The sequence below is a fragment of the Phocaeicola fibrisolvens genome (assembly GCF_025567125.1).
GTDB lineage: Bacteria > Bacteroidota > Bacteroidia > Bacteroidales > Bacteroidaceae > Phocaeicola > Phocaeicola fibrisolvens.
Window position 1 is genome coordinate 47,305 of the sequence record NZ_JAOQJI010000002.1, and the last position, 13,576, is coordinate 60,880.

The following is a 13,576-nucleotide window of genomic DNA, read 5'->3' on the forward strand; positions in this document are numbered from 1 at the left end:
TGGGTTTAGTTGTTTTGTTTGATTAGGATGATAAAAAAGCGGACGATGCGGTTTTGCCCGTATCCTCCGCTTTCTGCTGTATAAAAATGTATTTTATTTCTTGTTGCCGTTGAACAGCACGTCACTCAATGACTGGAGTGCTCTCTTCTTGTCTGCTTCACGAATCAGGAAAGAGATGTTGTAGTTGCTTCCGCCGAATGAGATCATACGTACCGGGATTTCGCGCATGGCATCGAGTGCCTTTGCTTCAAAACCTACGTTTTCCCATTCCAGGTCGCCCACTACGCAAACGATACACATGTCGTGGTCTACCGTAACGGTACCGTACTTCTTCAGGTCGTTCACAATCTCATTCAAGTGCTTCGTGTTGTCGATAGACATGGACACACCTACTTCAGATGTGCAAACCATATCGATGGCTGTCTGATAGCTTTCGAAGATTTCGAACACCTTGCGCAGGAAACCATGAGCCAGCAGCATACGGCTGGATTTGATTTTGATGGCCGTGATGTTGTCCTTGGCAGCAACTGCCTTGATTTTTCCCTTTTCCGTGTCGTTAGAAATCAGCGTACCTGGAGCCGACGGTTCCATGGTGTTCAGCAGACGTACCGGGATGTTGGCATATTTGGCCGGCTGGATGCAGGTGGGGTGCAGAATCTTGGCACCGAAGTAAGCCAGTTCGGCAGCCTCCTCGAAGTGCAGCTGACGGACAGGAGAAGTCTTGTCCACCACGCGCGGGTCGTTGTCGTGCATACCGTCGATGTCCGTCCAAATCTGGATTTCAGACGCGTTGATGGCTGCACCGATCAGAGAAGCTGTATAGTCGCTTCCGCCACGCTGCAAGTTGTCGATTTCACCGTACGCATTGCGGCAGATGAATCCCTGCGTGATATAAATCTCATAGCCCGGATTGGCTTCCAGCTGTGCGTTCAGTTTCTCGCGGATGTACGTCAGGTCCGGTTCACTGTTTTTGTCCGTGCGCATGTATTCCAATGCCGGAATCAGTACCGCCTTCACGCCCTGTTCGCACAAATAGTTTGTCACCATGTTTGTAGAGATGATTTCCCCCTGTGCCAGGATGACTTTTTCTTCAAAAAGCGTAAATATGTCTTTCGTGTAAGAACGAATGTAATCAAAAACCGATTTTACGAAATCCAGTGTTTTCTGTTTATATTCTTCGGTAGAATACAACTCATCAATGTGCTGTTTATATTTAGATTCCAATCTATTGATGATTTCATTTGCACCTTCTGGATTTTTCTTGTACAGATAATCCGAAATTTCAACCAATGTGTTCGTCGTACCCGACATGGCAGACAGGACTACAATTTTCTGTTCGCCGTCATTGATTAATTTGGCCACATCCTTCATTCTTTGTGCGGAACCTACGGATGTACCTCCAAACTTTAAAACTTTCATTTTACGTTTCGAATTTAAAATGTTTTATAATTAATTATTTTCGGGAGCAAATGTAGTAATAAAAACCCTATTTTAAGTTCATTTTGGCAAAATTCCTTTTACTCCTTTGTCTTTTTTATGAATTGCCGGTTTCTGTCAGGCGATGGCACTCACATTTGTACACTTTTCCCGGGTATTCCGACAGCAGGTTCAGGTTGTGCGTGGTCATGATGATGGCCGACCCTTGCCGGCAGATCTCCTGCAACAACTCCACGATGTGCCGACCAGTTTCTACGTCAAGGTTGCCCGTCGGTTCGTCGGCCAGGATAATGTCCGGTTTGTTCAGGATGGCCCGGGCGATGACGATACGTTGCTGTTCACCTCCCGAAAGTTCGTTAGGCATTTTATAGCCTTTGTTTTCCATGCCTACCTGTTGGAGTACCTCGTTGATACGCGTTTCTATTTCCGTACGCTTTTTCCATCCGGTAGCTTTGAGCACGAATTTCAGGTTCTCGTATACGGTACGGTCGGTCAGCAGTTGGAAGTCTTGAAACACGATACCCAGTTTCCGGCGCAGGGGAGGGAGGTCTTTTCTTTTCAACTGACGGATAGAGTATCCCATCACCTGGGCCTCTCCGTCGTTGATTTCCACTTCTCCATAGAGTGTTTTCAGAAAAGTGGATTTTCCGCTGCCCACCTTCCCGATAAGGTAGATGAATTCTCCCTTCTTCAGCTCAAAGTTGATGTCTGAAAGAATTTCCTGTCCCTGCAGGCTGATGCTGACATGCTGGTATGTGATAAGCGGTTGTTCTTCCATGCGTTACATTAATGTTTTTTCCAGTTCGCGCTGTGACGTTCTTTCAGTTCGCGGGCCAGGTCTTCAATGCGGTAGCCTTTGTAGGTGAGCAATACAATCAGGTGGTACAGCAGGTCGGCTCCTTCGTAAATCAACCGTTCGTCGGTACCGTTGCAGGCCTCGATGACTGTTTCCACTGCCTCTTCGCCCACTTTCTGCGCCATCTTGTTGACGCCTGAATTGAACAGGCTGGTCGTGTAGGATTTTTCCGGCATCTCCTGGCGGCGTCGGTCGATGAAATCCTGCAGCTCTTTCAGGAACATGATATCCTGTTCGTTCTTTTCCCCCCAGCAAGTGTCGGTGCCGGTGTGGCAGACAGGGCCGTCCGGGTGTACCATGATGAGCAGGGTGTCGTTGTCGCAGTCTGCCTTAATGGATACCACGTGCAGGAAGTTGCCGCTCTGTTCGCCCTTGGTCCACAGACGGTTTTTCGTACGGCTGAAGAAAGTCACCTTTCTCGTTTCCACGGTCTTTTCGTAGGCTTCCTTGTTCATGAAGCCCAGCATCAACACTTTCTGTGTGTAGTTATCTTGGATGATGGCCGGAATCAGGCCATTCATTTTCTCGAAATCCAGTTCCATAATTCTTTATTTTTATATATAATGAGTGTTTTTATCTGCGCACGGTAACGCCTTCTTTGCAAAGGTAATCTTTTAATTCGGGAATCCGTATCTCTCCGAAGTGAAAAACGCTGGCTGCGAGCGCCGCGTTGGCTTTTCCCAGCGTAAATGCATCGCGGAAGTGTTCTTTTTTACCGGCACCTCCCGAAGCGATGACCGGGATGGTCAGTCTGTCGGCCAGTTCAGCCAGTGCCTCATTGGCATAGCCTTCCTTCACCCCGTCGTGGTCCATGCTCGTGAACAGGATTTCTCCTGCGCCCCGGCGGTTGGCCTCTTCCGCCCATTCCATCAGGAACCGGTCGGTCTTCAGCCGTCCCCCGTTGAGGTAACATTTCCAGCCCTGCGGAGTCTGGCGCGCATCGATGGCCACCACGCATACCTGTGAGCCGAAATGGAGAGCAATGTCATCAATGAGCTGCGGGTTGCGGAGGGCAGAGGAGTTGATGGACACCTTGTCCGCTCCGGCGTTCAGAAGCCGTTCCACGTCGCTCAGTTCATGGATGCCGCCTCCCACCGTAAACGGGATATTGATTTCTGCCGAGATGCGTTTCACCAGTTCCGTAAATGTTTTCCGCCCTTCATGGCTGGCCGTAATGTCCAGGTATACCAGTTCGTCTGCCCCTTGTTCGCTGTACGCCTTTCCCAGTTCCACCGGGTCGCCGGCCTGCCGCAGGTTGACGAAGTTGGTTCCCTTTACTGTCTGTCCGTCCTTGATGTCCAGACAAGGTATGATTCTCTTTGCTAACATAGTTTTGTTTCTTGAATAAGTTTTAAGGAAGGAAAGCCTTCAAGTCGTTCAGGGTGATGCGTCCCTCGTAAAAAGCCTTTCCGAATACCACCGCCGGGATGCCGGCCTCTTCCAGCGCTTCAATGTCCTTCATGCCGCTGATACCTCCGCTGGCAATCAGGTGCAGGTCGGGATGAGCCTGGATAATTTCCTTGTACAAGTCGATGGACGGTCCGTTGAGCATGCCGTCGCGGGAGATGTCCGTACAGAGCACTTTCGTGGCCCCTTTCTTGATGTATTCGTCGAGGAACGGCATCAGCTCCATCCGGCTGCATTCCAGCCAGCCGTTCACGGCGATTTTTCCATCCTTGGCATCCGCTCCCAGGATAATCCGTTCGCTACCATAGGCCTCCATCCATCGGCTGAACGTGTCCGGCTCCTTCACGGCGATACTGCCCAAGGTAACCATCTGCGCCCCGCTCTCGAAAGCGATGTGCAGGTCTTCGTCACTTTTGATGCCTCCGCCGAAGTCGATGGTCAGTGAGGTCTGTCCGGCCAATGCCTCCAGTACCTTGTAATTTACGATGTGTTTGGAAGCCGCTCCGTCCAGGTCCACCACGTGTAGCCGACGGATACCGTGTGCCTCAAACATCTTGGCCACTTCCACCGGGTTCTCGTTGTACACCTTTTTCGACTGGTAGTCTCCTTGTGAAAGTCGTACGCATTTGCCGTCGATGACATCGATGGCAGGAATAAGTTCTATCATAGGATGTTCTTATGCAAATTGAGTGAAAGATTAAAGATTCAGAAAGTTGCGCAGGATACATTCGCCCACCTTGCCGCTCTTTTCCGGGTGGAACTGGGTGGCATAGAAGTTGTCCTTGTGCAGTGCCGCACTGAACGGAGTGATATATTCCGTAGTAGCCGCTGTAAACTCGTTGACCGGCACATAGAAACTATGGACGAAATACACGAATTCTTCCTCCTTGAGTCCCTGGAACAGCGGGCTGCGGAGATGCGAAAGCGTGTTCCATCCCATGTGGGGCACTTTGTCCTCTGGATGGGTTGGCTGGAATTTCTTCACTTCCGCGTCGAAGATGCCCAGACAGTCGACGTCTCCTTCCTCGGAATGGCGGCAGAGCAGCTGCATGCCCAGGCAGATACCTAACACCGGTTGCTTGAGGTCCTTGATGAGCTGGTCCAGTCCACATCCCTTCAAGTAATCCATGGTGGTGCGTGCTTCGCCCACTCCCGGAAAGATGACCTTGTCGGCACTGAGCAGTGTTTCCTTGTCGTGGGTGATGATGGGTTCCACGCCCAACCGCTTCAGGGCACAGTCTACCGAGAAAAGGTTGCCGGCATTGTATTTTATGATGGCGATTTTCATTCTGTACTATTTTTTTTGTAGAAAAATTGTTTTTGCAAAAGTAACGAATTATAATCAATCTCCTAATAAACGCAACGAAAAGTTTGTCGCTTACTTTCTTTTTCTGACAAGATGGAGTGGGATGGCCCTCTTTTTCTTATTTTTCATCTTTCGTCTGTGAGACTTCTGCTGAATTTTTTTTCATGAAGCTATTGCAGGTTCAAAAAATTGTACTACCTTTGCAACCGCAATCGAGAGAGAAAGCAACGAAAGAAAAACTTAATGGTGCGTTAGTTCAGTTGGTTAGAATACATGCCTGTCACGCATGGGGTCACGGGTTCGAGTCCCGTACGCACCGCTGAGACTCAAGGACAACTGAGAGTCTGAAAGTGACAAAGTCCACAATTCCAATGAATTGTGGACTTTTTTTATGTCTTGTAAGTACCAATCCAAGGACATCAAACAGCCCACTTCGGACAAAGTTCCGTTACTAAATCGTTACAGAAAAACCGACGTCTGATTATTGTAACGATTTTCATGCTAACTCGCTGATTTTTCAGCTGTTGTCTTAATTCTTTCTGCTCATAATTCAATTAATGACATTTCCTTTGTGAGATTGTGTAACGATTGTAACGAAGGATATAAAAACAGATGCAGTTATGAGCAAATTCAGGTCCTTTCTGGGAAATCTAAAAAAGATTCTGAAATATGTCTTTTACTTGATTGTCCAATAGAAATTGACGACCTTTACTTGGGGAAAAGGAAAAAAGAATAAATTGCTTCTGTTTCTGGCCTTCTGATTATTATTATTGATTTTTAGCGAATTATCCATGCTATGTATGGGGATTGGAAGATTTGTCATTGTCGGCCGATGGAATTTGTTTAATCAGATATTTTTATTATCTTTGCGAAGGATAATTAAAAAAGCTGTATCTGATTGATACACAGAATGGAATTGAAGAGTATATGATTTTAGGTAACGATTTAGCGACATTCAGAATGCTCTGACCTGCTGCGGTTTACCTCATAGCTTCAAACAACTCTTTCGTACTTGCAAAGATACTTTTTTTATCCTATACCGCCAAATCATTACCGGTTTTTTAGGGATTTTGCCATTACCTTGTTCTGAAAACGGCTTCCGGCTTGATGTGCGCAAGCCCATTTCAGAAGCGGCACAAGCGAAGAAAAGCCCACGACGACCACAATGTCACAAGTGACACTGCCATCGTCGCGGGCATTTCTTTTATGTGCTTGTGCAGAACGGACAAGTCCGTTTTCATCCATTTCCTTTTTTCGTCTCCATTTGGCACGGAAATGCCGCCGGATACAGGACACGTAAACGTGAATCTGCACCTGCGACTATTTCCGGCTGTTGTATCTTTCTTGTCCCCAAACCGTCTTGCCCCACTTTTGCCGGACCGGGCAATGGCAGGCAAGACCATTTGAAGACAAATGCCGCCGGAAGAACATCTGCAAGCGCAAGCCATGCACGCATGACAATGACGCTTGCAGGACTTCTGTCACGGCGGCACGAAAGCGTTGCTTTCCCCTTGTCCGTTGCACTGCCCTTTGTTTTTTTCCTGTGGCGCATCGCGCCATCCCACACTCTTTCCCTTTTCCTTTCCGCCTCTCCAAAAGTATGCCAATGTTCCCATGCCGCCATTCCAGACGGCATCAGTGGTCATTTTCGTTGCAGGGGCAAAGGTAATTCCGGGATTGTACGGGGCTGCAAGGTCGGGCCGCCTTGCGGTTGCCTGGAAAAATCTCCACCCTCGCAGGCTCAGGTAGTATTTTGTCCGGCAAACCTTGCATCCCCGAATCCCGACCTTTGAGAAGCCCCCGAAACGAAAACGACCGATGCGCGGTCGGAAGACGTCACAAGAGAACATCGGACATACGGAGAGGCGAAAAGAAAAAGGACTCGACCCGACCTCACCAACCGAACAAGACAAGTAACAACAACTTAAAATTTGGAAGATATGAGAATGACATTGAGCGACATCGGAAAGGCATTGTGGAGGGCATTATCCGCAATCGTAAGGACGGCATCGGACATCGCCCTTTGCGCAGGAGGCTTGGCGGTAGGCATCGCAGGGGAAATCCTGCTGGGTGTGTTGAACTTCATGTTCGGCATCATTATAGTCCTGCTTTCAATCGTGGCGACTATCGCAATTTTCATTTGGCTATTAACCCTTTAATTCATACAGACATGGCGAAAAGACACAGCAAGACGGCAGCGCAGCAGTGCAGGTATTACGAGGTGGACAACATCTTCGAGTACATGGTGGAAACCTACATCAACGGCAATTTCACTTCATTCAGAAGGCTTTACCACGAGTTGGACAAGGAAACGAGAAAGGGCTTCATCTATTTCCTCATCGTGGAATGTCCGCCCCGATACCACATCGAGATTTTGCAACAGACCGTTTAATCATTCAACACTAAGCGTATGGACACATTCAACTTTTATCAGGACTGCAAGGTTACCTGTTGGGAACGTACCCGTTTCTCCATCAAAGCAAACAGCTACGAAGAAGCGAAAGCCATAATCCTTTCGTGGAAAGACAAGGACGTGAACAGCCGTATCGGCATTGACAAGGATATCGTTTATTCCGACTACGAGTTGAACCCCGAAACAGTGGAAGGACTTTCCCCATCAGAGAACGGCAATAATCCGACAATGGAAATCTATGGTGAAGCAGACGAGTTGTTATATGACAATATGAATATGGAGGACGGGATATGAACAAGACAACGGAAAAGATACCCACATGGAGTTTGGGATACATCATCAACGGAGATACAACGGGACTGACGGACGAGGAAATCCGCATGATTGACAAATGGCAGAGCGAGTGGAACGTGCAGGTTGTTTCACCCCTCACGGACGAGGAAGGCAAAGCACAGCCCTACTTTTCACATTACCCCCTTTTCGGACCTCCTGCCGAAGTGGAGGACTGCGAGATACTTTACACGAATGACAACATCTAAAATATGACGATATGAGCAAGACAACAGACCATTTCAAGCGGACAATCCAAGCCTATCTGGACAGCCGTGCAGCGGAGGACAAGCTGTTTGCAGCCAGTTACAACAAGCCGTACAAGAACATAGACGAGTGCGTGACCTATATCCTCAATTGGGTGAAGAACAGCGGATGCAATGGCTTCACGGACGGGGAAATCTACTCCCAAGCCGTCCATTACTATGACGAGGACGACATCGAAGTCGGCAAGCCCCTGCAATGCCAAGTGGTGGTGAACCATGCGGTGGAACTGACGGACGAGGAAAAGGCGGAGGCAAGGCAGCAAGCCATCCGCCAATACCAAGCCGAGGAACTGCGCAAGTTACAGAACCGGAACAAGGCTAAGGCGAGCCAAAAGACAAACGCACAACAAGTTGAACTTTCATTATTCTGACCCTATGAAACCCAAAACACCCATACAGAAAGAAATCATCCGTTTGAGCGCAAAACTCCCCGAACTGACAAAAGCACAGCGCACCTACGCTTTCCGCCATTGCTTCAAGCACTACGGCAAGCGCAACGCAAAAGGCGTCATCACCTGCACGGAGTGCGGACACGCATGGAAGAGCGGGCACAGCCTTGCCGATACCATTTGCGGATGCACCTGCCCGAACTGCGGAACGGAACTTGAAATCACGGACACCCGAAAGAGGGTGTTCGTGGACAATGAGTATTTTTCCATCATCACCACCTGCAAAGGCTACCAGGTGATACGCTTCTTTCTCGCCAAGAGCCGTCAGAAAGTCGGGCAGAAGGCGGAGTATTCCATCTGCGAGGTGGCACAGCGGTGGATTGCGCCCGACGGCAGGTCGGAAACGGTGGCGCGGTTGCGTGGCATGTCAATCCTCTACTATGACTTGTGGATAGAGGACAGCCCGATGGAAATACGCAAGAACAATGGACACAGAGTGTACGACATAGCCCCCGTCTGCACCTACCCACGTCAGCGAATTATCCCCGAAATCAAGCGCAACGGCTTTGACGGCAATTTTCACGGCATATTGCCTTACGACTTCTTCAAGACAATCCTTTCGGACAGCCGAGCGGAAACATTGCTGAAGTCGGGGCAATACCCGATGCTTTCTTACTACCTGCGCAACCGCTTTAACATGTCGGAGTATTGGCAGTCGGTGAAAATCTGCATCCGCAACGGCTACACCATCCAAGACGCTTCGATGTGGCGTGACATGGTGGACTTGCTGCGCTACTTAGGAAAAGATACCAACAGCCCGAAGTATGTCTGTCCGCAAAACCTCAAAACCGAACACGACAAGTTGGTGCGGAAAAGTGAACGGCAAAGGGAGCGTGAAAAGACGGAAAAGGAACGGCAGGAGGCATTGGAAAACGAGAAGGACTATCTGAAAGCCAAAGGGATGTTCTTCGGACTGACGTTCACCGACAACCTCATCCTTGTCAAGGTGATAGAGAGTGTGGCTGAAATGTTTGCCGAAGGCAGGGCGATGCACCATTGCGTGGGGCAATACCACAAGAGAGAGGACTCCCTTATCCTTTCCGCCACGATTGACGGAGAGCGCATTGAAACGGTGGAAGTGGACTTGCGGACGCTGAAAGTGGTGCAGAGCCGTGGCGTATGCAACTCCAACACCGAATACCACGACCGCATCATCAAGCTTGTGGAGGACAATGCCGAGCAGATACGGCAGCGGATGAATGCGGCATGATTGTATAACAACCTAATAATTACAGATATGGAAGTGAAAATAGAAAATCTGATTTTCGGGTGGCACGAGGAATTGCCCGAAATGTTCATCGAATTGTTGAACACGCTTGTACTGACAAAGAACGAGCAGGATGTAAAGGATGTAATGGAAGTATTCGCCCGAAAGGAACTTTTCAATGCCCTTTTCGCATTCGGGTATGGCGCACACCATTTATGGGTGACGCAGAAGAAGGCTTCCGACCCCGACCAATGTTTGGAGAACAGATTACTGATTGTTGAATTTTAATTGATAAGGCTATGGCAACGAGAATGACCATTAACGGAACAAGCACCTGCCAAGCGGCAGGAACGGAGAAATATGAGAGTTTTCAAACAAGTATCGGCAGGAAAAGTCGCACTTTCGTGCAATACGACTACCGCCATACAGACGGAGAATTGTTTTCCTGCGTAAAGCCCACGCTGGACGAGTGCAGGCGATTGCGTGACGAATGGATTAAAACGAAGGAGGACAGGCTATGACGGCAGGATATGATACGCTGATAGTTACGTTCAGCGACCCAGTCAATGTATTGGACAATATATTTTCCGATGCGTCCGCATGGGGAACAGACTCCCTCAAAGGTTGGATTGAAGGGTACGAAAGCACACGCATGACCCCGATAAACGGGCATACGGCAGTCATCACCTCCGAATACAATATGCCATACGTCAAGGAGTGGCTCATGCGGTATACGGCTATCGCCAAAATGAGAGAATTTTGAGTGCGTGGCGGTGGAAACCACCGCCCACACTTCCAACACCATTAAAAGAGAAAGCGTTATGAAATACTATTTTATACTGACAGACGGCAAGGACGCATGGATACAGTTCGTTTACCTCCCCACGGGAGATTATGTGTCCGGCTATATCCGTGACTTGCGGAGCGTGGGAATATCCGTGCATGATTATGACCTTTGGACAAAAGATACGCGCCCCATTGCCGAGCGCACCCTTGAACACGTGCAGCAAAGGATGAAGCATTAAAAACGGGCGGTAGTCTTGCCGCCCGCTACTTTCTTTCATGAGCAGGTCGGGCGGATAAGAAAGTAGCAAAGAAACCGTTGCCCCCATCTCCGATTTAGATTTAGACTTTTTCCAAAAGCAACTTGTAGGTGAGAGTATGTTCAACACTACCTCCATTCGTTCTTATTTCATCCCTAACTTTATATAACGAAATATCTTCACTCAATATTTTTTCTACACACGCTGAAGATGCTAATATCTCATAGGAAGGATTAAATGTATGTGTTCCAGCTTTCCAGTATTCATTAACAGCAGCAAGTCGCAAATCATTATCATCTGAAAATCTGAATATGTCTAATATATTATCCAACTTATTCATATCCCCTCTAAAATATGGAGGTTCTTTTACTGAAACTCCATAGATAATACCACCGTATTTGCTATAAAATCGTAAAGCACAAATTAAATCTTGGAAAAGAAACAAACATTGTTTCCTCTCTGGTACATTTTCTGGACGGCTTCTGTTTAATAAATCTTCCATTTCTTTCTTTTCATCTTGCATTGTTTCTTCAAATGAAGTTTTTGGCATGATGGTATCACCTACTTGGTATTTTCTTTTATCAACTCTAAAAATCATCATAATAACTATGTTATAAAATAATATTTATTGAAAAGAAACTGGGAGTGTGCTTGCCCACTCCCAGAAGAATATACTCTTTTTCAAAATAAAGCTATGATAGCAACAATCAAAGATAGTATGCTAATCACAAGCTAAGCCTTTTCGTATGACTAATTGGGCTTATTTGATTGAGTTTTCTTCTTTTTTGAAAACTCAATCTACAACTTAAATGAAAAATCTATTTTCATTATTGTGTAATTTGAGTTATAGGTCAAATTTTTATTGTCCCCGTGACCATTTTTGGACTTAGCCATAACAACAAAATTCGTTCCATCTTTATAATCTGCCATATTGTCGCATTTTATTTTTCATACAGCAGCAGGAACTCCATTTTGCGCCGCCGCTCTATCGAGCGGACGGTTTTGCCCTTGTACCGGCAGTAGGCTGTGTATTCACGGTAAATGTCCCTGTTCCCGGCTTCCAGCTTGCGGATGAGCCTGCTTTTCGGGTGTCCGCCATGACCGAGCAGCACCCCTTGACCGACATTGTAGCTTAGGACGGTCAGGAGCAAAGCATCCTTTTTATACTTGCGGAACAGCCTGTAACGCACCGCCAAATCCTTGCGGAGCAGGGCTTCCGCTTCCGCCTCCGTCATGCCGTAGGACAGCTTCTCGTTCGGCAGCCTGCGGTGTCCGTAGCCGTAATACGGGTAGTCGGAACGGTCATGCAGCCCCTCGTATTTTTTCACCAGTTCGACGGCAATGTCGGCTTTCGGGTGGCCGTTGAACAGCGCCAGCAGCCGTGCCGTTTCCTCCGTATCCTGTGCCGGCAGGCTGCCGCAGAGGGTAGACGCTAGCAACAGGAGCAACGCCTTGCACATCATCGGCTGACGTTCAAGGTGTCCGACACCGCCACATCCGTATCCGAGTCGTTGTTGAACTCGACTTCCCACTCGAAGGCATTGCCGAAATTGTCCTCCACCGTGATGGTCAGGCTCTGCGACTCGTCGCACTCCGAAGTGTAGTACAGGCGGAACTTTTCATTTTCCAGCAGATAGCGGTCGTTGGGCTGGAAAACCAGGCCGTTGTCCAGCTTCAACGTGCCTTCCCCGTCGTACTGGAAATAGCGGATGGTATAGACCGCCCCGTCAAACTCGCCCTCACGTACCAGCTCGCAGCGTATCTCCGCCGTTTCGCCCTGCGCCAGTTCCTTCGGCACGGGCATGGTTTCCACCGTGAACGGATAGGCTTGCGTCACGTCCAGGTCATCGTCGCAGGCGGTGAAGCCTATGGAGAGCAGACCCACGCAGATGGCTGCAAAGGTTCTCACTATATTTCTTTTCGCTTGTTGTCTGTTGTTCAATTTGTTCATGTTCATAATCGTTACATTTTAAGTCTGATGTTCCTGTTATTTTTCTCGTTTTGTTTCAGGCGGCTTTGCAGGTACTCGTTCAGGTCCTTGCATCCGTTGTATATGCCGGAGCAATCTGATACCTTTTCTCCGTAGCGTGTGCGCAGGGTTTCCAATGTCCGCCGCCCGGCTTCGTCGTTGTCGAGGCAGCACTTTATCTGCCCGTAACCGTTCAGATGTCGATACGCCCTCGCCACGTTGGACACCGAGTTGAGCACGAGGTGGTCTTCCTTGCCGCCGATGCCCAGCGCACGGGCGGAGAGGTAGTCCATGAAGCCCTCGTACACGTTGCAGGTCGCCGAGCCGACCGGCAGCAGGGTCACGTCCTTCGGCGGCACGCAGCCCTTGAAGAACGGGTTGCGTATCTCGTAGCCGCCGCCTTCGTTGCCGAAAGCCACCGCAAAATACCGCTTGCCGTGCGTGGTATAGCGCATCTCCTTGCAGTTCGCAATGGCTACGGCGGACGGTATGCCCCTCTCTTGCAGGTAATGGAGCAGCGCCCGGTTCTGCAAGGGAAGCACCTCCACATCCTCGAAGCTGTGACCGTCGGAACGGTGCGTATCAACGGCTTTTTGCGGTCCATAGTCCTGTGCCGGCATACCCGCCACTTCCGCCACATACCTCGCTTGCGTGAGGAAGTCGCCCGTCTTGATGAACTCGCCTGCCAATGCGAAGATGTTGCCGCCCTTGCCCTCGCCGAAGTCAAACCAGAGGTTCTTCTCCGGGTTCACCTTGAAAGAAGGCGTATGTTCTTCACGGCAAGGCGACCTGTACCATACGGCATTGGCACGCCTTTGCACCGGGTGATGCCCCAGCCGTGCGAGGAAGTCCTCAATCGGGAACCGTTTCATCGCTTCTATGTCCATAGGCAT

At 48.9% G+C, this 13,576-nt stretch carries 22 protein-coding genes and 1 tRNA gene; 11 read left to right on the forward strand and 12 right to left on the reverse strand.

Annotated features, from left to right (window positions below; genetic code table 11):
* Window positions 1–93: 93 nt before the first annotated feature.
* From OCV81_RS00855 to hisH, 6 genes are all read right to left on the reverse strand, one after another.
* Window positions 94–1,419 carry an aspartate kinase gene (locus OCV81_RS00855; RefSeq protein ID WP_022353823.1) on the reverse strand — a complete coding sequence of 442 codons (1,326 nt, stop codon included), beginning with the start codon at window positions 1,417–1,419 and terminating at the stop codon, window positions 94–96.
* Between the two features lie 115 nt (window positions 1,420–1,534).
* Window positions 1,535–2,215, reverse strand: coding sequence for a cell division ATP-binding protein FtsE (locus OCV81_RS00860; protein WP_022353824.1), 681 nt, complete (start codon window positions 2,213–2,215; stop codon window positions 1,535–1,537).
* A gap of 8 nt (window positions 2,216–2,223) precedes the next feature.
* Complete coding sequence (gene hisIE, locus OCV81_RS00865; protein WP_148327779.1) at window positions 2,224–2,835, reverse strand: bifunctional phosphoribosyl-AMP cyclohydrolase/phosphoribosyl-ATP diphosphatase HisIE; 612 nt, start codon at window positions 2,833–2,835, stop codon at window positions 2,224–2,226.
* Window positions 2,836–2,866: 31 nt separating this feature from the next.
* Complete coding sequence (gene hisF / locus OCV81_RS00870; protein WP_022353826.1) at window positions 2,867–3,622, reverse strand: imidazole glycerol phosphate synthase subunit HisF; 756 nt, start codon at window positions 3,620–3,622, stop codon at window positions 2,867–2,869.
* A gap of 22 nt (window positions 3,623–3,644) precedes the next feature.
* Complete coding sequence (hisA, locus tag OCV81_RS00875) at window positions 3,645–4,367, reverse strand: 1-(5-phosphoribosyl)-5-[(5-phosphoribosylamino)methylideneamino]imidazole-4-carboxamide isomerase (RefSeq protein ID WP_148327781.1); 723 nt, start codon at window positions 4,365–4,367, stop codon at window positions 3,645–3,647.
* A 30-nt stretch (window positions 4,368–4,397) separates the two neighbouring features.
* Window positions 4,398–4,988 carry an imidazole glycerol phosphate synthase subunit HisH gene (gene hisH / locus OCV81_RS00880; RefSeq protein ID WP_148327783.1) on the reverse strand — a complete coding sequence of 197 codons (591 nt, stop codon included), beginning with the start codon at window positions 4,986–4,988 and terminating at the stop codon, window positions 4,398–4,400.
* Between the two features lie 263 nt (window positions 4,989–5,251).
* Here hisH and OCV81_RS00885 point away from each other — a divergent pair.
* Window positions 5,252–5,325, forward strand: a tRNA-Asp gene (locus OCV81_RS00885).
* A gap of 731 nt (window positions 5,326–6,056) precedes the next feature.
* Here OCV81_RS00885 and OCV81_RS00890 read toward each other — a convergent pair.
* Window positions 6,057–6,251, reverse strand: coding sequence for a hypothetical protein (locus OCV81_RS00890; protein WP_148327902.1), 195 nt, complete (start codon window positions 6,249–6,251; stop codon window positions 6,057–6,059).
* Window positions 6,252–6,487: 236 nt separating this feature from the next.
* Entirely contained in the window at window positions 6,488–6,919 is a 432-nt protein-coding gene (locus tag OCV81_RS00895; RefSeq protein ID WP_262639884.1) for a hypothetical protein, read from the reverse strand.
* 27 nt (window positions 6,920–6,946) lie between these two features.
* On the opposite strand from OCV81_RS00895, the gene OCV81_RS00900 reads away from it, so the two are divergent.
* The 10 genes from OCV81_RS00900 to OCV81_RS00945 are packed head-to-tail and all read left to right on the forward strand — an operon-like array spanning window position 6,947 to window position 10,696.
* Window positions 6,947–7,165 (forward strand): hypothetical protein, encoded by a 219-nt coding sequence (locus tag OCV81_RS00900; RefSeq protein WP_148327785.1) that lies wholly within the window; start codon window positions 6,947–6,949, stop codon window positions 7,163–7,165.
* Between the two features lie 11 nt (window positions 7,166–7,176).
* A complete protein-coding gene (locus tag OCV81_RS00905) occupies window positions 7,177–7,398 on the forward strand; it encodes a hypothetical protein (RefSeq protein ID WP_148327904.1) in 222 nt (73 codons plus the stop codon).
* 18 nt (window positions 7,399–7,416) lie between these two features.
* The gene (locus OCV81_RS00910; protein WP_148327799.1) at window positions 7,417–7,713 is read left to right on the forward strand and encodes a hypothetical protein; all 297 of its coding nucleotides are present in this window, start codon (window positions 7,417–7,419) and stop codon (window positions 7,711–7,713) included.
* On the forward strand, window positions 7,710–7,958 hold the full coding sequence (locus OCV81_RS00915; RefSeq protein WP_148327801.1) for a DUF6926 domain-containing protein: 249 nt from the start codon (window positions 7,710–7,712) through the stop codon (window positions 7,956–7,958). Before OCV81_RS00910 ends, OCV81_RS00915 begins: the two co-directional genes overlap by 4 nt.
* A gap of 11 nt (window positions 7,959–7,969) precedes the next feature.
* The gene (locus OCV81_RS00920) at window positions 7,970–8,386 is read left to right on the forward strand and encodes a PcfK-like family protein (RefSeq protein WP_148327802.1); all 417 of its coding nucleotides are present in this window, start codon (window positions 7,970–7,972) and stop codon (window positions 8,384–8,386) included.
* 4 nt (window positions 8,387–8,390) lie between these two features.
* Window positions 8,391–9,674 carry a PcfJ domain-containing protein gene (locus tag OCV81_RS00925; RefSeq protein ID WP_148327804.1) on the forward strand — a complete coding sequence of 428 codons (1,284 nt, stop codon included), beginning with the start codon at window positions 8,391–8,393 and terminating at the stop codon, window positions 9,672–9,674.
* 27 nt (window positions 9,675–9,701) lie between these two features.
* Complete coding sequence (locus tag OCV81_RS00930; RefSeq protein WP_148327806.1) at window positions 9,702–9,959, forward strand: hypothetical protein; 258 nt, start codon at window positions 9,702–9,704, stop codon at window positions 9,957–9,959.
* A gap of 11 nt (window positions 9,960–9,970) precedes the next feature.
* Window positions 9,971–10,192, forward strand: coding sequence for a DUF3873 domain-containing protein (locus tag OCV81_RS00935; RefSeq protein WP_148327808.1), 222 nt, complete (start codon window positions 9,971–9,973; stop codon window positions 10,190–10,192).
* Window positions 10,189–10,434, forward strand: coding sequence for a DUF6956 domain-containing protein (locus OCV81_RS00940; protein ID WP_148327810.1), 246 nt, complete (start codon window positions 10,189–10,191; stop codon window positions 10,432–10,434). Before OCV81_RS00935 ends, OCV81_RS00940 begins: the two co-directional genes overlap by 4 nt.
* Before the next feature lie 58 nt (window positions 10,435–10,492).
* Window positions 10,493–10,696, forward strand: a complete 204-nt coding sequence (locus OCV81_RS00945; RefSeq protein WP_148327812.1) for a hypothetical protein — start codon at window positions 10,493–10,495, stop codon at window positions 10,694–10,696.
* Between the two features lie 100 nt (window positions 10,697–10,796).
* Here the strand turns inward: OCV81_RS00945 and OCV81_RS00950 are convergent, their stop codons facing one another.
* The 4 genes from OCV81_RS00950 to OCV81_RS00965 all read right to left on the reverse strand — a co-directional run bounded on the left by OCV81_RS00950 (window position 10,797) and on the right by OCV81_RS00965 (window position 13,576).
* Window positions 10,797–11,315 (reverse strand): toxin-antitoxin system protein, encoded by a 519-nt coding sequence (locus tag OCV81_RS00950; RefSeq protein ID WP_148327814.1) that lies wholly within the window; start codon window positions 11,313–11,315, stop codon window positions 10,797–10,799.
* Between the two features lie 340 nt (window positions 11,316–11,655).
* A complete protein-coding gene (locus OCV81_RS00955; protein WP_148327816.1) occupies window positions 11,656–12,177 on the reverse strand; it encodes a glycoside hydrolase family protein in 522 nt (173 codons plus the stop codon).
* Window positions 12,174–12,671 (reverse strand): DUF3872 domain-containing protein, encoded by a 498-nt coding sequence (locus OCV81_RS00960; protein ID WP_148327818.1) that lies wholly within the window; start codon window positions 12,669–12,671, stop codon window positions 12,174–12,176. The genes OCV81_RS00955 and OCV81_RS00960 overlap by 4 nt, the downstream gene beginning before the upstream one ends.
* A 5-nt stretch (window positions 12,672–12,676) precedes the next feature.
* A complete protein-coding gene (locus tag OCV81_RS00965) occupies window positions 12,677–13,576 on the reverse strand; it encodes a toprim domain-containing protein (protein ID WP_262639890.1) in 900 nt (299 codons plus the stop codon).